The organism is Kitasatospora sp. NPDC101157, assembly GCF_044768255.1.
Taxonomy (GTDB): domain Bacteria; phylum Actinomycetota; class Actinomycetes; order Streptomycetales; family Streptomycetaceae; genus Kitasatospora.
In genome coordinates this window covers 258866-277895 of record NZ_JBIWPL010000009.1, presented here as the reverse complement: position 1 = coordinate 277895, position 19030 = coordinate 258866, and the positions used below count along the sequence as shown (strand labels likewise).

The window sequence follows — 19030 nt, the reverse complement described above, 5'->3', positions numbered from 1 at the left end:
TGACCGGGTGTCAACCGGCTTCGTCAGTGGAGGTGCGGGGCCGTCGGGCGCTCGGCGGGCTCGGGGTGGTCGGAGGGCGTCGGGTGGTCCGAGAGCTTCGGGTAGTCGGTGAAGCCGGTGGCCGTCTGGCCGTAGAGGTGGGTCTCGTCGACGGGGGTGAGCGGGGCTCCGGCGGCGAATCGTTCCGGAAGGTCCGGGTTGGAGATGAAGGCGCGGCCGTAGGAGACCAGGTCGGCGAGTCCGGCGGCGAGCACCGCCTCGCCGCGTGCGCGGTCGGTGGCGTCACGGTTCTCACCGACGTTGGCGATCAGCGGGCCGGACCAGCGGGGGCGCAGGTCTTCGAGGGCCGGGTAGTCGTCGTTGTCGGTGAGGTGGAGATAGGCCAGGCCGAGGCCGTCGAGTTCGGCCAGCAGCGCCCGGTAGACCGGCGCCGGGTCGGCCTCGTACATGCCGAACTGCGAGTTGCCGGGGGAGAGGCGCAGACCGAGGCGGTGCGGGCCGACGGCCTCGGCGACGGCCCTGACCAGCTCGATCGGGAAGCGGAGCCGGTTCTCCAGGGTGCCGGGACCGTACTCGTCGGTGCGCAGGTTGGTGTTGTCGGCGAGGAACTGGTGGATCAGGTAGGAGTTGGCGCCGTGCAGCTCCACGGCGTCGAAGCCGGCCGCCAGCGCGTTGCGGGCGGCGGTGACGTGGTCGGCGACGGTGCGCCGGATCTCGGCGCGGGTCATCTCCCGCGGCGTGACGGCCTCGGCCTTGCCGCCGTCCCGGACGTGCACCGGGCCGGGGGCCGGGACGGCGGAGGGGCCGGCCGGTACGTCGCCGAGCAGCCGGTTCAGCGGGTGGCCCTGTCGGCCGCCGTGCATCAGCTGGGCGACGATCCGCCCGCCGGCCGCGTGCACCGCCTCGGTGACGGTGCGCCAGCCGGCCACGTGCGCGGGTGTTTCCAGGCCGGGCAGGCGCCAGCCGGACTGGCCCTCCCGGCTGGGCCAGATGCCCTCGGTGACGATCAGTCCGGCGCTCGCGCGCTGGGCGTAGTACTCGGCGACGAGGGGCAGCGGCGTACCGTCCTCGGCGGCCCGGTAGCGCGTCATCGGGGCCATGACGACGCGGTTGGGGAGGGTGAACTCGCCGAGGCGGTACGGGCTGAGCAGGGATTCGGTGGTGGTGGTCATGCCGGTACCGTAAAACCTGACACTGGTGTGAGGTTCAACCTCCGGGGTGGGCGTCCTGGCCGGCGACGGAAGTCTCGGTGAGGATCAACTCCCGGACACCGTAGAGGAATTCCGCCATGGCCGGGCGAGGGGGCGCGGCCGGGTCGGCGGTCATGGCCTGGCTCAGCGCCTCCGGGGCCGGGGCGGGGTTCCATGACTCTCTCGACGTGAAGTATCTTGATGTCGAGATTGATGGTGGACGCGGAACGAGGGTCTTCTCATGCGGGGGAACGGACTGTGGGCGCAGCTGCGGCGGCCGCCGGGTGGGCGGGACGCGCGGATCATGCTGCTCGCTCAGGGCGTGGACCGGACCGGCAGCGGGGTGTGGGCGGCGGCCTCGGTGCTGTACTTCACCTATGTGTGCGGAATGGACGCCGGACGCCTCGGACTGCTGCTCGGGGTGGGCGCCGTCGCGGGGATCGTCGGCTCGCCGCTGGCCGGGCGGGCGGCCGAGCGGCTGCCGGTGCGCGCACTGCTGATCGGCTGCCACCTGCTGCGGGTGGCCACCATGGGCCTGCTGCTGGTGGTCGACCGCTTCGCCGCGCTGCTGCTGTCCGTCGCCCTGACCTGCCTGGCCGAGCGCGGGGCCAAGACCCTGGAGATGCTGTTCGCCACCCGGGTCGCGGGCGAGCGGCGCGCCACGTACCAGGCGCTGTTCCGCAGCGTGGCCAACGGCGGGTACGCGGTCGGTACGGGCTTCGCGGCGATCGGGCTGGCGGTGGGCAGCACCACCGCCTACCGGGCGCTGATCGTGGCCAACGCGCTCTCCTACCTGCTGGCCGCCGCGCTGATCCGGCGCACGGCGGAGCCGGCCGGGCGCGGGCTGGTGGCGGAGACGCCTTCGTCCTCCACGCCCGCCCAGGAGCCGGCGGGCGGGATGGCCGGCGGGGTGGCCGGCGGGGTTGCGGGCGGTGGGCGCGAGACCGTACCGAGCCCCTGGCGCGACCGCGGCTACCTGCTGTTCGTGCTGCTGGACCTGCCGATGTGCCTGGACGACTCGGTCCTCAACGTCGGCCTGCCGCTGTGGCTGATCCACCACACCGGTGCGCCGCACGCCGTCGTCCCGGCCTTCCTGACCCTCAACACCGTGATGGTGGTGGTGCTCCAACTGCGCGTCTCCGCCTGGGCCGAGAACCCGCGCGGGGCGACCACGGCGGTCGGCTGGTACGGGGTGCTGCTGCTCGCCAGCTGCGGACTGATCGCGCTCTCCACCGGCGGCGGGCCGCTGACCGCCTCGCTCGCCCTGCTGGCCGCGGCGGCGCTGGTCACGCTCGCGGAGCTGATGCGCTCGGTGAGTTCCTGGGAACTGGCGGTCAGCCTGGCGCCGCCGGGGGCCAAGGCCTCCTACCTGGGGGTGGCGGGGATGTCCCAGTCGGTGCAGAAGTCGGTCGGGCCGATGCTGCTGACCGGCGTGGTGATGGCGGCCGGTCCGGTGGGCTGGCTGGCGCTCGGCGCGGCGTCCACCGGTCTGGCCGCGGTGCAGCGCCGGGCGAGCCTGCGGCGGCTCGCGGCGCTGGAGGCCTCGGCGGGGGCCGCGGGGGCCGCGGTGGGGGTGCCGTCGGCGGCGGTCGTCGGCTGACGAGCCCTGGTTCGGGGAGGCACCTGACGCGCGGGCCGCGCGGGGATTGTTCCGCGATCGCGGGGGCACTCGTGCACTGGCTGGCGGCGCGACCGCTCCGGGAGCGGGCGAGGGAAGGGCGGTTCGAGGTGGCGGCTGTGACGGGGAAGGCACCGGCGCACGAGCAGGTGGCGACCGGGGTGCCGGAACGCTTCGGTTACCGGCTGAAGAGGCTGCTGCTCGGGCCGCCGCTGGTCACGGCACAGCTGCGGGACGAGAAGCTGTCGAAGCCGGTGGCGCTGGGGGTGCTCGCGCCGGACTGCATCAGTTCCAGTGCCTACGGGACCGAGCAGATGCTGACGCAGCTGGTGCCGGTGGCGGGCGTGGCGGGTTTCGCCCTGGTGATGCCGGTGACCGGGGTCATCCTGGCGCTGCTGGTGCTGCTCACGCTCTCCTATCGCGACGTGGTCATGACCTATACCCGCGCGGGTGGTTCGTACGTGGTGGCGAGGGAGAACTTCGGCCCGCGCGTCGCCCAGGTCGCGGCGGTGGCGCTGCTGATCGACTACGTCGTCACGGTGGCGGTGCAGACCGCGGCCGGGACGGACGCGGTCGCCTCCATGCTGCAACTGCTCTTCCACACGGACATCGGCCCGAACAAGCTGTGGGTGACCCTGGGTGTGGTGTGCCTGCTGTGCTACGGCAACCTGCGGGGCATCCGGGAGGCGGGCCGGGCGTTCTCGGTGCCGACCTACCTGTTCGTCCTCGCCGCGGGCCTGACCGTCGTCGTGGGCCTGGTCCGGCTGGCCACGGGCAGCCTGCCGCGCCTGGGCGACGCGGACCTGCACGCGGCCGGGGCGGTGCCGGTCGGCGCCCCTGGCGGGGGGATGGTGGCGGGTGTCTCGCTGTTCGTCCTGATGCGGGCCTTCGCCAACGGCGGGTCCTCGCTGACCGGCCTGGAGGCCATCTCGAACGGCGTGGGCGCCTTCCGGCCGCCGCAGGGCGCCAACGCCCGCCGCACCCTGGTGATCATGAGCGCCACCCTGGGCGCCCTGGTCCTGGGGATCTCCACGCTCGCGTGGCAGACCCGTGCGGTCCCCTTCACGTCCGGCAGCCCCACCGTGCTGGCGCAGGAGGCGCACCTGGTCTTCGGACAGAGCGGCTTCGGCCAGGTCATGTTCGCGCTGGTCCAGGTGGCCACGGCGCTGATCCTGTACACCGGGGCGAACACCTCCTTCAACGGGTTCCCGTTCCTGGCCAGCTTCGTCGCCGAGGACGCCTTCCTGCCCCGCCGGCTCACCCTGCGCGGCCACCGCCTCGCGTTCTCCAACGGGATCCTGGTGCTCGCCGCCGTGTCCCTGGGGCTCCTGCTCGTGACCGGTGGGAACGTGACCAGGCTCGTGTCGCTCTACGCCATCGGCGTGTTCACCGGCTTCGTCATGGCCACCGCAGGTCTGACCAGGTACCACTGGCGACGCCGGGAGAAGCACCGCACGGTCAAGGCCGCCGTCAACGCGGCGGCCGCGACCGCCTCGGCCGCCGTGGTCGTCATCTTCGCCGTCACCAAGTTCACCGAAGGCGCCTGGGCGGTGGTCGTCGTCTTCCCGATCGGGGTGTGGGCCCTCATCCGGACCAACGAGCGCTACCGCGCGGAGCACGCGGTCCTGGAGGCGGCGCCCGCCACGGCGACGACCGCCACCCGGTCACGCAACGTCGTCCTCCTTCTCGTCGACCGCCTGGACCTGGCCGTCATCACCGCCCTGCGCTACGCCCACACCCTGCGGCCCGACGACCTCCGGGCCGTCCACATCGCGCTCGACAGCGCCCACGCCGAGCAACTCCAGCGCGCCTGGCAGACCAGCCAGGCCGCGGACATCCCCCTCGACCTGGTGGACTGCCCGGACCGGCGGCTGCACCGCGCCATCGCCGGACTCGCCTCCCGCATCAGCGCCGACGGCCGCACCGAGGTCACCCTGCTGATCCCGCGTCGCGCCTACGGGCCCCTCGTGGGACGGCTCCTGCACGCCCGCAGCGGCGACGCGATCGCGCACGCCGTCAGTCGGCTCCCGCACGTCGCGGCCACCATTGTGCCCTTCGACGTCTCCGCGGCTCTCAGGGAACACCGGTGCCGTGCGGCCGTGGGCGCGGCCGGGCGGGAAGGCCGAGGAGGAACGACCGTCGAGTCCGAACCGCCGGTGGGAAGGTGAGGCACCGGGCGGTCGACGACGCCCGAGCCGCGGCGGCGCCGGGAAGCCGGCGTCAGGCCGCCCGCTGGGAGGCGGCGGCCGTGGGGTGGAGGTCGGCGAGGGTCAGGCGGTGAACGGGTTCCCGCGGCAGGACGATGCGGCGCGTGACCGTCTGGTCGGGCCCCACGTGCAGGAGTTCCCCGGGCTCCATCAGCCGCCAGTGCGGGTTGTCGTCCATGCGTTCGCTGGCGACCACCGTCGCCCGGGTGTCGGCGAGGTCGCCGGAGTGGACGCGCATGCGTCCGGCGGCGCCGGTGTGGTCCAGGTGGCGGTTGCCGTGGTGTCCGCCGGGCCGGCGTTCGAGGACGTGCAGTTCGTGGGTGTCCGGGTAGCGCAGGGCCCAGAGCCGGTCGGCCGTGGTGAGGACCAGGTTGAGGGCGTAGAGGGGCAGGTGCTGGGCCGCCCAGCGGGCGGCGGCCACGATGCCGGCGGTGACGTCCCCGCCGTGTGCGGCGGTCTCCCGGGTGATCAGGGCGAAGAAGCGTTCGGAGTCGGTGTCGCCCTCGACGAGTGACCGATCCGCCCCGAGATGGGCGTCGAGCCGGTCCAGGTCCTCGATCACCCCGTTGTGGGCGAACAGCCGCCCGTTCTGTTCGAAGGGATGGGTGTTGGACGCCCGCAGGGCTCCGGTGGAGGCGTAGCGGATGTGGGCCAGGAACGTCGCCGACTCCGCCGTCGCCGCGTCCTCGGCGAAGGCGCGGTCCTGGAACGCGGCGAGGGGGGCCTTGTGCACCTGCGGCGTCCCGTCGGCGGTGAAGTAGCCCAGCCCGGTGCCGTCGGGCTCCCGGCGGCTCTGGGCACTCAGGTTGTCCGGTGCGTCCAGCAGCCAGAACGTCGCGCGGCTGCGCCGGGGCGCACTGCTCATGCCGAACAAGCGGCACATGGGGGTCCTGCCTCTCCTCGGGGCACGCGGCGGCGCGTCGGGGACCGTCGCGGCCGTGCCGTTCGCGGCGTCAGTTCCGTCCCGGCCGCTTGGGGTTCCTGGTCTCGGCTCCGTGCGCGAAGCCGCCCGCGTCGTCGGCTTCGCGTTGCGGGCCGTTCTGGCGTTCCAGGCGTTCGAGCACGCGTTTGAGGTCGGCGAGCAGCAGGTCGGCGAGGTCGTGGCCGAAGCCGTTGCGAGCCACGATCCGCAGGACCGACAGGTCGGTGCGGTTCTCGGGGAAGGTGTAGGCGGGCACCAGCCAGCCGCGCTCGCGCAGGGCGGCGGAGCGTCGAAGACGCTGAAGGCGTCGATCCCTTCGCGGACCCGGAAGGCGAGGACCGGGGTCCGGCTGCCGTCGGTGATCAGTTCGAACGGTCCCGGCCCGGCGATCTCGCCCGCCAGGCGGGTGGCGACGTCGCGGCAGGTCTGCTGCACGCGCCGGTAGCCGTCGAAGCCCAGGCGCAGGAAGTTGTAGTACCGGGCGACGGCGTGGGCGCCCGGGCGGGAGAAGTTGAGCGCGAACGTGGGCATGTCGCCGCCCAGGTAGTTCTGGCTCGGCCCAGGTCGACGCGAAGGTCGCCAGGTTCAGCCGCGCGTTGCCGTCCGGCACGAGTTCGTCGTGCACCGGCTGGTAGGCGGTCTCCGGCTCCATTTCGCCCCTCGGGAGGGCGTGGCGGGGGACGGTGAGGGGCTCACGGCTGAAGACCGGGTCCAGCTCCAGCTCGCGGCTGGGGTGGTTGTGGTCCTGGGCTCGCTTGAGCGGCATTTCTCGGCGTCCTCTCGTCGACTCGTCAGGGACCGCTGCTCGACCGCGCGGCCGGCGGTGCACCGGGTACCCCCGAAACCCGGCAGCACGCCGGCGCCACCGGGGCGGCCGCGCCGACCGCGGGAACCGCCACCTACGCCGGCGTCGAAGGAGGGTCCTGCACGGCGGGAGCCGGGTGGTGCTGCCCGTCGCCGGGTGACCGCAGCAGGGTGGCGAGGAGTTCGGCGACGGTGGGGCCGGCGTCGGCGGGATGACGTAGTTGCTTGCTCGCGATCACGCTGTAGTGGTTGGTGCGGCCGCGGCGTTCGTGGCTGAGGTATCCGGCCTGTTCGAGGTCGGTGATGATGCGCTGGACGGCCCGTTCGGTGAGCAGACAGCGGGCGGCGATGTCACGTACGCGGATGCCGGGATCGCGGGCGATCTGGACGAGGACCCGTGCGTGGTTGGTCAGGAAGGTCCACTGGCGTTCGGCCGCTGTTGCGTCGTTCATGTTTCCACGATAAGACTCGTGTTTCATGACTGCTGAAACACGACAATGAATTCGTGCATCGGTTGACATGTCTGGCGGATCGGCGAACAGTGAAGGTGGCGCGCGGATCGTCGTGGCGGACCCGTTTGGCGGCCCTCGTCTGGAGATGGTGCACGTGGACCCGATGAGCAGGGAAGGACTGGAGCGGCTCAGGCTTCTGCTGGCCGAGCGGGTCGGCACGCCCCCCGGGCAGGGCGAGGACGCGAGGCGGGTGGAGCCGCTGCGCCGGCAGGTGTACCACGCGGTGACCGGCATAGACGCCTACCTCAGTGCGGTCGAGGCGGGCAGCTCCACGGTGGTGGGACTGCGTGAGCGGGCCCTGGACCTGTGGGCGGACCTGGAGCGCATCGCATCGCCGTGTCCGGAGCCGGACGGCGCGGCCGGCGACGCCGGTGCCCTCCGGGTGCCCGCCCAACCGGTCCTGCGCGGGTGAGGAGAGGACCGTGCTGCCCTGCCTGAAGTCAGAGACCGTCCGGTTCGGTGAGGCGCTGGTCTGCCGGTTCGCCGGGGACATGATCCTGGACAGCGAACCCGTTGCCGCCCAGGCCCTGAACGCCGCCCTCGCCCAGCGTCCCGGCCTGCTCGCCGTCGACCTGGCCGAAGTGGAACTGCTCACCTCCACCGGCCTCAACCTGCTCCTGACCACCCGGCGGCGTGCCATGGCCGACGATGTGCGCCTCGTGCTGGTGGCCCCCTCGGAGCGGACGATGCGGGTCCTGGACCTGACCGGGACCACGGACCTGTTCGCCGTCCACCCCACCGTCGAGGACGCCCTGCGGGGCCACCGGCCGCGGACACCGTCCCGGCCGGCGCCGCTCAGGCGGCAGGACACGTCCGACTGAACGGGCCGGCCCGGGCGTGCCCGGTCAAGGGCCGGCGACGGGGAAGACATCCGTCAGCCCCGAGGGCCGGTGCGGGCCGGCTCGGCTGAACCACCGACACGGCCCGACGGCCGGCGGGCTCACCTGTCGAACTCGGCCCAGACGGACTTGCCGTGGTGGTGGGGGACGGTGCCCCAGCGGTCGGAGGTCTGCTGGACGATGAACAGTCCGTGTCCCCCGGGCAGCCCGGGGTGGCGGGGCCGGCGCGGTGCGGGCAGTGCCGGTGAGCGGTCACTGACTTCGACGCGCAGGCAGGTCGCCGAGGCGTGCAGGACCAGTTCGAGGGGGCCTTCGGCGTGGATCGCGGCGTTGGTGACGAGTTCGGTGACCAGCAGGACGATGTCGCTCGCGCGATCCGGGTCGGGCCAGGACCAGTCGGCGAGGGCCGCGGCGGTGAACGTCCGGGCGTGGGCGACCGGCCTGGGCAGGCCGGCCAGTGGCAGGCGCCGCCGCTGACCGCCGGCCGGCAGAGCGGCCACGCCGGAGACCGGCGTGTCGCCGAGGAGGTCCCGGCTGGGGTTCATGAGCGGCTGTCCCTTCGGCTCGACGCTCTTCCTGGCCGGGTGCCCTGCCGTGGCCGGAGCATGCGGGGGCCGTTCGATGCGATGACCGGACGGTCGCGCCGCCCGAACGGAGGCTGGTGTCACCGGGGCGCCGAGAGCGCCTCGTCAACAGAAGTATGGAGGGAGAAGACGCTGTTGGCTCCCGTGATGTCCAACAATCTCATGATCGCGTGTGATGGTGCGGCGAGACGGAACGGGATGCCGGCCGTGGTCGCGTTCAGGCGGGTCCTCAGCAGCAGGTTCAGGCCGGAGGAGTCGCAGAAGCCCACCTGCTCAAGGTCGGCCACCAGCAGCGTGGGGCGCGACACGGTTGCCCCTTCCAGCGCGGTCCTGGCCTCGGGGAGGGTTTCGAGGTCGAGGTCACCCCTCAGGCCGCACACGGCGGCCCCCTCGGCGGTGCGCCACACCTGGACCGTCAAACCGGTGGCGGCGGTTGGCGCCGGCGGCGAAGCAGCGGTCGTGTCCTGGGCCGGCATTCTCGTCCCCTCCAACGGATTTCCTCAACTTCTCGCTTCGGTGGCGCTCACGCGGCGTCCAGACCGTCCCGCAGCTTCTTCAGGGTGCGGCTGAGCAGACGTGAGACGTGCATCTGGGACAGTCCGAGCCGTGCGCCGATCTGCGACTGGGTCAGTTCGTCGGTGAAGCGCAGGGAGAGAATGAGCCGTTCACGCTCGGGAAGTCGGGCGATGAGGGGTTTGAGGGCCACGAGGTTCTCGGTGAGGGCGATCGCGGAGTCCTCCTGGCCGAGCCGGTCGGCGAGGGAGCTGCCGCTTCCGTCGTCCTCGGCGCTGCCGAAGTCGAGGGATCCCGTGGAGCGCGCGTTGGCGGCCGTGAGGCCCTCGATCACCTCCTCCTCGGACAGGCGGAGATGGGCGGCGAGTTCGGCGACGGTCGGTGCGCGGTCGAGCCGCGTCGTGAGGTCGTCCTGGGCCTTGGCGAGGGTGATGCGCAGTTCCTGGAGCCGGCGGGGGACGTGGACCGCCCAGGTGGTGTCGCGGAAGTGGCGGCGGATCTCGCCGAGGACGGTCGGGATGGCGAAGGTGGAGAACTCCACGTCACGGTCGGGGTCGAAGCGGTCGATCGCCTTGATCAGGCCGACGGCACCGACCTGCAGCAGGTCCTCGTGGGGCTCGCGCTGGGCGTCGAAGCGGCGGATCACGTAGCGGACGAGGGACAGGTTGAGCTCGATCAGGGTCGAGCGGACGTAGGAGTACTCGCGGGTGCCCTCTTCGAGGAGCGCGAGCCGCTTCAGCAGAACCCGCGTGAGTTCCCGCGCGTCCGAGGGCGCGAGATCGCGGGGGCTGTCCACGCCGGCCAGTTCCGGCGCGACGTGGCGGCGGACGGCGTTCGTGGTGTCGACCGGCCGGGCGGCCGGCGCGGGTGCTGCGGTTCGCGTCGTCATCGTGTTCCTCTCCTGGCCGGGGCGGGCCCGTTCCCGTCTGCCCCCGACCGCTGTTGTCATGCACGCCCGCCGTGTGAAGGTCTTGCGGGGTTGCGGGGACCACGGCTCAGGCGACTCCACCGGCGGGGCCTTCGCCCACGCGGATGCCGATCAGGCAGGTGTCGTCGTCGGTGTCCGCCGGGCTGTAGCGCAGCAGGTGGTCCAGCGCGGCCTCCAGGGCCGCCTGGCCGCCCTGGGCGGGGCGGCTCGCCTTCTCCGTCAGGGCCACCAGGGCTTCCAGGGAGGCGTGTACGGACTGGTCGCGTCGTTCGATGAGCCCGTCGGTGAACATGACCAGGGTGTCGCCTGCTTCGAGCTGGGCCTCGTGCTCCTCGTAGTCGGCGTGGTCGAGCGCGCCGAGCAGGATGCCGCCGATCTGGGGCAGGGTCTCCGCGCGGCCCCGGCGCAGCAGAACGGGCGGCGGGTGGCCGGCGCGGGCCCAGCGCAGCCGGCGGGTGGCCGGTTCGTAGAGCCCGCAGACCGCGGTGGCGGTGACGTTGTCGGTGAGGTGGTGGGTGACGCTGTTGAGCCAGCTGAGCAGTTGGGCCGGGCCGGCGCCGGTGGCGGCCAGGCCGCGCAGGGCGTTGCGCAGGGCGACCATGCCGGTGGCCGCGTCGATGCCGTGTCCGGCGACGTCGCCGACGCACAGCAGGACGTTGCCGGAGGGCAGGGTGAGGGCGTCGTACCAGTCGCCGCCGACGAGGTGGTCCTTCTCCGCGGGGCGGTAGCGGACCGCGACGTGGAGGTCCGGGAGATCGAGCGGGCCGCGGCTGGGCGGCATGATGGCGTGCTGGAGCTGGAGGGTGAGGCGGCTGCGTTCGGCGGCCTGCTGTTCGCTGTGGGCGAGTTGGTCGCGGGTGGCGGCGAGTGCGACCTCGGTCCAGTGCTGGGCGGAGATGTCCTGGTAGGCGCCGCGGACGATCTGCACACCGCTGTCGGGGTCGTGGACGGGTTCGGCGACGACGCGGATGTGGCGGGTGACGCCGTCGGGGCGTTGGAGGCGGAAGCCGGTGGAGGCGGGGCGCTGGTGGTGCAGGAGGGTGCGCAGGAAGCGGTCGATCGTGTCGCGGTCGTCGGGGTGGGCGTGCTCGCCCAGGTGCTCCAGGGGGATCGGCTGGGCGGTGGGCGGCAGTCCGTACAGTTCGAACAGGGTGTCGTTCCAGGCGATGTGGCCCTCGCGGAGGTTCTCCTCGAAGCCGCCGATCCGGCCCAGGCGCTGGGCGTGCTGGAGGAGGCGGGCGACGGGGGTGATGCCGTCCTCCAGCCGCCAGGTGATCAGCACGTGGTGGCCGTGGCGGCTGATGCTGACCTGTCCGTGGGTGTACAGGGGTACGCCGTCGACCATGGCGGCCAGGCGCATGCGCTGGGTGCAGAAGGGCTCGCCGGTGGCGTAGACGTGCTCGACCTTGCCTGCCAGGCCGCCCGGCTCGGCCGCGAGGGGGTAGGCCTCCAGCAGTCGTGCGCCGAGAACCGTGTTGGGGGGCCTGCCGGCGAAGTCCACGAAGGCGGGGTTGACGTCGCGCACGACGAATTCGAGCGGTGCCTCGGTGCTGTCCGGTGCCAGGCGCAGGATCAGGCAGGGGTCGAAGACACCGGCGGTCAGCCGGCGCAGAGCGTCGAACTCGGTGTCGGCCGCGCCGGCGTCCGCCTCGCCGTCGGTCCAGGTCTCCAGCGTCGCGGCGGCCAGCTCCGCGAGGGCCTCGACCTGACGCTGCAGCGGCCGGGTCTGCTCGGGCAGCGCGTCGCGCCAGCAGATCTCCAGCACGCCGATCAGGCGGCCGCCGAGCCCGGCCGGCACCGCGAGCCTGCCGCCGGTGAACTCGTGCTGCCCGATCGAGGGCAGCGAAGCGCCGGCGAGCTCGGGGACCGCCGCGGTGGCGCGTCGGTCCAGGGCCTGCCGGGCCGGGGTGAAGACCCCGGGGGGCACATGACGCCAGCGCTGGGCCTCGGCCGGGCCGAAGCCCGCGCTGCCGCGCAGGGACAGCGACTGGTCGGGGTGGGCCGCCCAGATGGCGACGGCGCCCGCCCCCAGGGGGTGCAGGGCGTGTTCGAGCATGGAACGGGCGGCGGCTTCGGTGTCGGGTGCGGCGAGGGCGTGTGCCTGTGCGGTGCGAAGACGCAGGGCGACCGGGTCCGTACGGCCGGCGGAGGAGGCGACGAAGGTACGGGCCACGGCGGAGATCCGGTCCGATGCTGCCCGGTTGAGCAGGTCGGCGGCGAAGTCGAGGACCGGGACGCCTGCCTGGTCGGCCAGGGAGGCCAGTTGGACGGACGCCTCGGTCGGACTGCAGCGCAGGCGCTCGACGAGCATGCCCACGGCCAGCTCGATCAGGGAACGGCCTGCCGCGTCCGAGTGGGCCTGGGCGAGTTCCTCCCGCAGGCGCTCCACGGTTGCGGCGAGCCGGCTCAGGCCGGGGTCGCGGACGCCGTCACGTTGCGGCACCACCCGCACGGTCGCGGGTGCGGCGCCGCCGTCGGCCGGGACGGGGTCGAGGGGGTGGTTCACGCGTTCTCCTGCGAGCTGCTCGTGGCGCTGTCGGCGGGCTGCGCGGTGAGGTGGCCCTTGATGCGGACGACCAACTCGTCGGCGTCGACGGGCTTGGTGACGTAGTCGCTGGCTCCGGCGGCCAGGCTCTTCTCCCGGTCGCCGATCATCGCCTTGGCGGTGACGGCGATGATCGGCAGGCCGTGGTGCTCGGGCATGGCGCGGATCGCCGCGGTCGCGGTGTAACCGTCCATCTCGGGCATCATCACGTCCATGAGGATCACGTCGATCCCCGGGTGGGCGGCGAGGCACTCCAGCGCGGCGCGTCCGTTCTCGGCCTGGAGGACGTGCATCCCGTGCAGTTCCAGGATGCCGGTGATCGCGTAGAGGTTGCGGTCGTCGTCGTCGACGACCAGAACGGTGCGGCCGGTCAGCGAGGAGTCGATGTCCGCACCCCATTCGACCCCTGTGCGGCGGCCCGGCTGGGGGATGTCGCCGGGGCTGTCGGTGCTCATGTGCAGGGCGATGCGCTCGCGCAGCTCGTCCAGGCTGGAGATGACCTCCACCCTCCCGGCGCCGCCGGGGAGGTCCTCGTCGGCGGCGAGGGCGCGGCCGCGGTGCGCGAGGATCGGGACCGCGTGCAGCGCCGGGTCGGCGTGCATCTCCCGCAGCAGCTCCAGGGCGGCACCGTTGGGCATGTCGAGTTCCAGTACGACGCAGTGGCAGGGCCGGGTGGCCAGGGTGGCCGCCGCCTCCTGGGCTCCGACCGCGGTGATGATCTCCACGCCGTGCTGCGAGGTTCGCGGCAGCTCGGCGATGGCGCTCTCGGCCACCATCCGCAGCAGGCCGTTCGGACGGCCTTCCACGACCAGCAGGCGCCGCGGCTGACCGTCGGTGGGAGCACCCGGCGCGTGCGCCGTCTCGACGGCCGGCTGGGCGTCGCCGTCCTCCAGGGCCTTGGGGGCCGCCGGCGCGGTGCCGACGGCGGCCGTGTCGGGGTGTTCGGCCGGGAGGTAGAGGGTGAAGGTGCTGCCGCGCCCCGGGGTGCTCTCCACGGTGATGGCGCCGCCGAGCAGGAAGGCGATCTCGCGGCTGATGGACAGTCCGAGGCCGGTGCCGCCGTACTTGCGGCTGGTGGTGCCGTCGGCCTGCTGGAAGGCGCCGAAGACGGTCTCCAGGTGCTGGGGCGCGATCCCGATGCCGGTGTCGGTCACCCGGAAGGCGAGCACCGGGCCGCTGCGCCGCACGCCGTCGGGCAGTTCGGCCTCGGTGGCGGGCTCGATGTGCAGCTCGACCCCGCCCTGTTCGGTGAACTTGACCGCGTTGGACAGCAGGTTGCGCAGCACCTGCCGCAGCCGGTAGTCGTCGGTGAGGAGCTCACCCGGGACCCCCGTGGCCGTGTGGACGGCGAAGGCGAGGTTCTTCTGCCCGGTCATCGGGCGGAAGGTGGCCTCGACGTAGTCGAGCAGCGCGCGCAGCGGCACCGCGTCGACGTTCAGGTCCATCTTGCCGGCCTCGACCTTGGACAGGTCGAGGATGTCGTTGATGAGCTGGAGCAGGTCGGAGCCGGCGGAGTGGATGATGCCGGCGTACTCGACCTGCTTGGCGGTCAGGTTCCTGGTGGGGTTCTGGGCGAGCAACTGGGCCAGGATGAGCAGGCTGTTGAGCGGGGTGCGCAGCTCGTGGCTCATGTTGGCCAGGAACTCCGACTTGTACTTCGAGGCCAGCGACAGCTGGTGGGCGCGGTCCTCCAGTTCCTGGCGGGCCTGCTCGATCTCCAGGTTCTTGGTCTCGATGTCGCGGTTCTGCGTGGCCAGCAGCTCGGCCTTCTCCTCCAACTCGGCGTTGGAGGCCTGCAGTTCCTCCTGCCGGGCCTGGAGTTCCCCGGAACGGGCCTGGAGTTCGGCGGCGAGCCGCTGGGACTCGTCGAGCAGCTCGTCGGTTCGGGCGTTGGCCACGATGGAGTTGACGTTGACGCCGATGGTCTCCATCAGCTGTTCCAGGAAGTCCCGGTGGACCTGGGTGAACGGCTGGACGGAGGCCAGTTCGATGACGCCCAGGACCTGGTCCTCGACGACGATCGGCAGCACCACCAGGGACAGCGACCCTGCCCGCAGCAGACCGGAGGAGGCGACGAGGTACTCGGCCGGGATGGTGTCGACGCTGATGGTGCGGCGACTGCGCGCGGCCTGGCCGACGAAGGACTCGCCCAGGCGGAAGCGGGTGGGGCGCTCGCCGTCGGGGAAGGCGTAGGAGCCGACGAGTTGCAGGACGGTGCCGTCGGGGCCCTCTTCCGCGAGGTAGAACGCGCCGCACTGCGCGCCCACCAGCGGGGCGAGTTCGTCCATCACCGACTCCGCGACCACCCCGAGGTCGCGCCGGCCCTGCATCAGGGCGGAGAAGCGGGCGAGGTTGGTCTTCAGCCAGTCCTGTTCCTCGTTGGCGCGGGTCGTCTCGCGCAGCGACTCCACCATGAAGTTGACGTTGTCCTTGAGGTCGGCGACCTCGCCGGAGGCGTCCACGGTGATCGACCGGGTGAGGTCGCCGGCCGCCACGGCGCTGGTGACCTCGGCGATCGCCCGGACCTGCCGGGTCAGGTTGCCGGCCAGCTCGTTGACGTTCTCGGTCAGCCGCTTCCAGGTGCCGGAGACGCCCTCGACCTCGGCCTGGCCGCCGAGCCGCCCCTCGGTGCCGACCTCGCGCGCCACCCGGGTCACCTCCGCGGCGAACGCGGAGAGCTGGTCGACCATCGTGTTGATGGTCGTCTTCAGTTCGAGGATCTCCCCGCGCGCGTCCACGTCGATCTTGCGCGTCAGGTCTCCGTTGGCCACCGCGGTGGTGACCTGGGCGATGTTGCGCACCTGGCTGGTCAGGTTGTGCGCCATGAAGTTGACGCTGTCGGTCAGGTCCTTCCAGGTGCCCGCCACGTTCGGCACCCGGGCCTGGCCGCCCAGCGTGCCCTCGGTGCCGACCTCGCGCGCCACCCGGGTCACCTCGTCCGCGAACGCGGAGAGGGTGTCGACCATGGTGTTGATCACACCGGCGAGCGCCGCGACTTCTCCCTTGGCTTCGACCGTGATCTTCTGCGAGAGGTCTCCCCTGGCGACGGCGGTGGCGACCTGGGCGATCGAGCGGACCTGGCCGGTCAGGTTGGACGCCATCACGTTGACGTTGTCCGTCAGGTCCTTCCAGGTGCCGGAGACGCCCCGAACCGTGGCCTGGCCGCCCAGGTTGCCCTCGGTGCCGACCTCCCGGGCCACCCTGGTGACCTCGTCGGCGAAGGCCGAGAGCTGGTCGACCATCGTGTTGATGGTCTCCTTCAGTTCGAGGATCTCCCCGCGCGCGTCGACGCGGATCTTCTGGGTGAGGTCGCCTTCGGCCACGGCGGTGGTCACCGACGCGATCGAGCGAACCTGCGCGGTGAGGTTGTCGGCCATCACGTTCACCGACTCCGTCAGGTCACGCCAGGTGCCCGACACGTCGCGCACGTCCGCCTGGCCGCCGAGCCGGCCCTCGGTGCCCACCTCCCGGGCCACGCGGGTCACCTCGCCCGCGAACGAGGACAGCTGGTCGACCATGGTGTTGATGGTGGTCTTCAGCTCCAGGATCTCGCCCCGGGCGGTCACCGTGATCTTCTGCGACAGGTCACCCCGCGCGACCGCCGTGGCCACCTGGGCGATCGCCCGGACCTGGCCGGTCAGGTTGCCCGCCATGAAGTTCACCGAGTCGGTGAGGTCGCGCCACGTCCCCGACACGCCCTTCACATCGGCCTGGCCGCCGAGGATGCCCTCGGTGCCGACCTCCCGCGCCACGCGGGTCACCTCACCCGCGAACGAGGACAGCTGGTCGACCATGGTGTTGACGGTGTTCTTCAGCTCCAGGATCTCCCCGCGCGCATCCACGGTGATCTTCTGCGAGAGGTCTCCCTTGGCCACCGCAGTGGCGACCTGGGCGATGTCCCGGACCTGCGTGGTCAGGTTGCCCGCCATCGCGTTGACGGACTCGGTCAGGTCCTCCCAGGTGCCGGACACCCCCGGCACCTGCGCCTGGCCGCCGAGGCGGCCCTCCGTGCCGACCTCCCGCGCAACCCGGGTCACCTCCGAGGTGAAGTGCGACAGCTGGTCGACCATGCCGTTGAACACGGTCGCGATCTCGCCCAGCACCCCGTCGGCGTCGCCCGGCAGCTTGGTGCTGAAATCACCGTCCCGCACCGCCGTCAGACCGGCCAGCAACAGACGCAGCTCCGGCTCTCCGGCGGGACGCGGCACCGCAGCCGGCCCGTCGGCCCGCTGAGGACTCTCGGTCGGGGTTGAGCCAGCCATCGAACATCGCCTCTCTGCCGCGCATCCCGGTCGTCCCGCTGCGCCGCCTCGAACACCGGGCGAAGACGCAGCGGACACCGCGTACCGGTCGGAGGCTACCGGTATCGGGAGGAGAACCGGAAAGAAAGCACGGTTACTCTGTGCACCACTGCCGGTGTCGACATGCCCCGCCCCCGCCCCTGCCGGACGGGCAGCACCCCGCGAACGGTGGCGACCACCAGCCTCCGGCCCGGGCGCAGGACGCGCGCCGGCTCGCGGACGAAGCCGGTGAGTGCGCGGAAGTGCTGGGCGGCCTCGGCCGAGGGGACGCCGTCACGGGCCGGAGTCCCGTCAGACCGAGCGTGACGGCAGCCCCGGTACCACGTTGGCCGCCCGGGTGACGGCCGTCTCCACTGCCTCTGCAAGGTGCCGTGCGACGTTGTTCGACTGGAGGGACCGGATGCCCGCTTCGGTGAGACCGCCCGGAGTGGCCAGCGCGGCCCACGGGTTCGGTCCGTGCGGGTCCGCCCGTCGGAGCAACTCGGCGGCGCATTCGAGCGCCTCGGCCGCGAAGAGTGTTGCCTGACGGGAGTCGACACCGCCGTGGACGGCGGCGTCGGCGATGCCGCCGGCCGCGAACGCCAGAAAGGCGGCTCCACTCCCCAGGGTCGAGGCCGCCATGTTCTGCTGCGCTTCGGGAATCTCGACCACGGTGCCGAGCGGCCTCAGCAGAGCGGCGACATCTGCGCGGACGGCCGTGGATGCGGTGGGGGCCGAGGAAACGGCCAGCACTCCGGAGCGTTCCAGCGAGGCGACGTTGGTGGCCACGCGGAAGGCGGTGACGTCCGAGGACGAGGCGGCCGCCTCGATCTGATCGAGCGAGTAGCCGGCGACGAAGGAGACGACCGAGGTCCGGCGCGCGGCATGGGGGATCGCCTCGGCCAGGACGGCGTCCGACTGGTCCGGGCGCACGGCCACGATGAGGACGTGCGCGCCCGCTGCGGCCGCCGGGTTGTCCACACCCGCCGCGATGCCGTGCCTGGCAGCGATGACGCCTGCGTGCTCGCGGGACCTCGTCGTCGCTCGGAGGCGATCGGCGGGATGACCGGCGGCGAGGAGTTTGGCGACGACTGTCCCGCCGATGTGGCCCGCGCCGAGGACAGCGACGATCGGTGGCTCTGAATCCGCGACAGTCCCGGTTCCGGCCGTCATTGACGTTCCCCCCATGGATCGGTGTGTGGCGTCGAAGTGGTGACGACGCAGTACGTGGAGTGTCCCGCACCGCCTGGCGATCACTCAACTGCCGTGCTCCCGAACCCCGCTGGTGACGCGGTCGACTTCGACTGCGACATCGGCAGTGGGGAAAGTGTGGAGTCGTCATGTCGTGCGGAATGAAAGCGGGTTGGCGCCGGATCCGGTGCAACCGGCGGGGTGGAGCGGTAGGCTGGGGTGGTGCGCGTGTGACGGATGAGTCAGGAGGACTGGACGGTATGAGCCTTGACCCCGGCAGGCATCGGGTCAGAGAAGAGATGCTCGCCGGAGAGCTCTTCGTCTATGACGATCCTGACCTGGCAGACGATCGGCTCCGCTCCGCCCTGCTCGTCGAGCGGTACAACCTGACCAGTGTGGGCGACCCGGGGCAACGGGAATCGATCCTGCGGGAACTCCTGGGTGCTGTCGGTGAGGCCGTCGAGGTGCGGTCTCCTTTTCACTGCCTCTTCGGGCGGCAGATATTCCTCGGCGACAATGTATTCGTCAATTTCGGTGGCATTTTCCTGGATTCGGCCCGCATCACCATCGGTGACAAGACGTTGATCGGACCGAACGTCCAGCTTCTCACCGCGACACACCCGCTCGAACCGGGGTTGCGGCGGGCCGGTTACGAGTACGGGGAACCGATATCGATCGGCGAAAACGTGTGGATAGGCGGCGGGGCCATCATCTGCCCCGGCGTCACCATCGGCGATGACGCCGTGGTGGGCGCCGGTAGTCTGGTCACCGCGGATGTCCCGCCCGGGGTCCTGGTTTACGGAAGTCCCGCCCGGATCGTTCGATCGCTTCCCAGTGGTGAGGGTCCCGGTACTGCGACATCGGATCGTTGAAACCCGATCGCATCCGATCGGAGTG

Annotated in this window: 14 protein-coding genes and 1 pseudogene; 5 read left to right on the top strand and 10 right to left on the bottom strand. The window is 72.0% G+C overall.

All coding sequences use genetic code 11. From position 1 onward, the window contains the following. Positions 1–23: 23 nt before the first annotated feature. Positions 24–1172 carry an alkene reductase gene (locus ACIRVF_RS20840; protein ID WP_402819621.1) on the bottom strand — a complete coding sequence of 383 codons (1149 nt, stop codon included), beginning with the start codon at positions 1170–1172 and terminating at the stop codon, positions 24–26. A 259-nt stretch (positions 1173–1431) separates the two neighbouring features. Between ACIRVF_RS20840 and ACIRVF_RS20835 the strand changes: the two genes are divergently transcribed. After that, a complete protein-coding gene (locus ACIRVF_RS20835) occupies positions 1432–2790 on the top strand; it encodes an MFS transporter (protein WP_402819618.1) in 1359 nt (452 codons plus the stop codon). A 137-nt stretch (positions 2791–2927) separates the two neighbouring features. Continuing rightward, entirely contained in the window at positions 2928–4976 is a 2049-nt protein-coding gene (locus ACIRVF_RS20830; RefSeq protein WP_402819615.1) for an APC family permease, read from the top strand. A gap of 52 nt (positions 4977–5028) precedes the next feature. Here ACIRVF_RS20830 and ACIRVF_RS20825 read toward each other — a convergent pair whose 3' ends face one another. From ACIRVF_RS20825 to ACIRVF_RS20815, 3 genes and pseudogenes are all read right to left on the bottom strand, one after another. Further along, a complete protein-coding gene (locus tag ACIRVF_RS20825; protein ID WP_402819612.1) occupies positions 5029–5898 on the bottom strand; it encodes a class II glutamine amidotransferase in 870 nt (289 codons plus the stop codon). A 70-nt stretch (positions 5899–5968) separates the two neighbouring features. Beyond that, a pseudogene (locus ACIRVF_RS20820) lies at positions 5969–6486 on the bottom strand (pyridoxal-dependent decarboxylase); the annotation flags it as partial. 350 nt (positions 6487–6836) lie between these two features. Next, the gene (locus tag ACIRVF_RS20815; RefSeq protein WP_402819609.1) at positions 6837–7193 is read right to left on the bottom strand and encodes a helix-turn-helix transcriptional regulator; all 357 of its coding nucleotides are present in this window, start codon (positions 7191–7193) and stop codon (positions 6837–6839) included. A 163-nt stretch (positions 7194–7356) separates the two neighbouring features. Here ACIRVF_RS20815 and ACIRVF_RS20810 point away from each other — a divergent pair, with 163 nt between their 5' ends. After that, entirely contained in the window at positions 7357–7665 is a 309-nt protein-coding gene (locus tag ACIRVF_RS20810; protein WP_402819606.1) for a hypothetical protein, read from the top strand. A gap of 10 nt (positions 7666–7675) precedes the next feature. Beyond that, complete coding sequence (locus ACIRVF_RS20805) at positions 7676–8074, top strand: STAS domain-containing protein (RefSeq protein WP_402819603.1); 399 nt, start codon at positions 7676–7678, stop codon at positions 8072–8074. A gap of 119 nt (positions 8075–8193) precedes the next feature. Here the strand turns inward: ACIRVF_RS20805 and ACIRVF_RS20800 are convergent, their stop codons facing one another. From ACIRVF_RS20800 to ACIRVF_RS20775, 6 genes are all read right to left on the bottom strand, one after another. Then, on the bottom strand, positions 8194–8637 hold the full coding sequence (locus tag ACIRVF_RS20800) for an ATP-binding protein (protein WP_402819600.1): 444 nt from the start codon (positions 8635–8637) through the stop codon (positions 8194–8196). Between the two features lie 119 nt (positions 8638–8756). Beyond that, complete coding sequence (locus tag ACIRVF_RS20795; protein WP_402819597.1) at positions 8757–9152, bottom strand: STAS domain-containing protein; 396 nt, start codon at positions 9150–9152, stop codon at positions 8757–8759. Between the two features lie 47 nt (positions 9153–9199). Next, positions 9200–10078, bottom strand: coding sequence for an RNA polymerase sigma factor SigF (locus ACIRVF_RS20790; RefSeq protein WP_402819594.1), 879 nt, complete (start codon positions 10076–10078; stop codon positions 9200–9202). Positions 10079–10184: 106 nt separating this feature from the next. Continuing rightward, positions 10185–12623: a SpoIIE family protein phosphatase gene (locus ACIRVF_RS20785; RefSeq protein WP_402819591.1), complete on the bottom strand. Its 2439-nt coding sequence runs from the start codon at positions 12621–12623 to the stop codon at positions 10185–10187. Further along, positions 12620–16924 (bottom strand): HAMP domain-containing protein, encoded by a 4305-nt coding sequence (locus tag ACIRVF_RS20780; protein ID WP_402819588.1) that lies wholly within the window; start codon positions 16922–16924, stop codon positions 12620–12622. Before ACIRVF_RS20780 ends, ACIRVF_RS20785 begins: the two co-directional genes overlap by 4 nt. Before the next feature lie 330 nt (positions 16925–17254). Further along, on the bottom strand, positions 17255–18115 hold the full coding sequence (locus ACIRVF_RS20775) for a pyrroline-5-carboxylate reductase family protein (RefSeq protein ID WP_402819585.1): 861 nt from the start codon (positions 18113–18115) through the stop codon (positions 17255–17257). Between the two features lie 278 nt (positions 18116–18393). On the opposite strand from ACIRVF_RS20775, the gene ACIRVF_RS20770 reads away from it, so the two are divergent. Next, on the top strand, positions 18394–19005 hold the full coding sequence (locus ACIRVF_RS20770) for a sugar O-acetyltransferase (RefSeq protein WP_402819582.1): 612 nt from the start codon (positions 18394–18396) through the stop codon (positions 19003–19005). Positions 19006–19030 lie beyond the last annotated feature (25 nt).

Excerpts from the sequence above, each read along its gene's own strand:
- ACIRVF_RS20815 (WP_402819609.1), bottom strand. The coding sequence starts at position 7,193 with ATGAACGACGCAACAGCGGCCGAACGCCAGTGGACCTTCCTGACCAAC.
- ACIRVF_RS20775 (WP_402819585.1), bottom strand. The coding sequence starts at position 18,115 with ATGACGGCCGGAACCGGGACTGTCGCGGATTCAGAGCCACCGATCGTC.
- ACIRVF_RS20770 (WP_402819582.1), top strand. The coding sequence starts at position 18,394 with ATGAGCCTTGACCCCGGCAGGCATCGGGTCAGAGAAGAGATGCTCGCC.
- ACIRVF_RS20825 (WP_402819612.1), bottom strand. The coding sequence starts at position 5,898 with ATGTGCCGCTTGTTCGGCATGAGCAGTGCGCCCCGGCGCAGCCGCGCG.
- ACIRVF_RS20810 (WP_402819606.1), top strand. The coding sequence starts at position 7,357 with ATGAGCAGGGAAGGACTGGAGCGGCTCAGGCTTCTGCTGGCCGAGCGG.
- ACIRVF_RS20780 (WP_402819588.1), bottom strand. The coding sequence starts at position 16,924 with ATGGCTGGCTCAACCCCGACCGAGAGTCCTCAGCGGGCCGACGGGCCG.
- ACIRVF_RS20800 (WP_402819600.1), bottom strand. The coding sequence starts at position 8,637 with ATGAACCCCAGCCGGGACCTCCTCGGCGACACGCCGGTCTCCGGCGTG.
- ACIRVF_RS20790 (WP_402819594.1), bottom strand. The coding sequence starts at position 10,078 with ATGACGACGCGAACCGCAGCACCCGCGCCGGCCGCCCGGCCGGTCGAC.
- ACIRVF_RS20835 (WP_402819618.1), top strand. The coding sequence starts at position 1,432 with ATGCGGGGGAACGGACTGTGGGCGCAGCTGCGGCGGCCGCCGGGTGGG.
- ACIRVF_RS20840 (WP_402819621.1), bottom strand. The coding sequence starts at position 1,172 with ATGACCACCACCACCGAATCCCTGCTCAGCCCGTACCGCCTCGGCGAG.
- ACIRVF_RS20795 (WP_402819597.1), bottom strand. The coding sequence starts at position 9,152 with ATGCCGGCCCAGGACACGACCGCTGCTTCGCCGCCGGCGCCAACCGCC.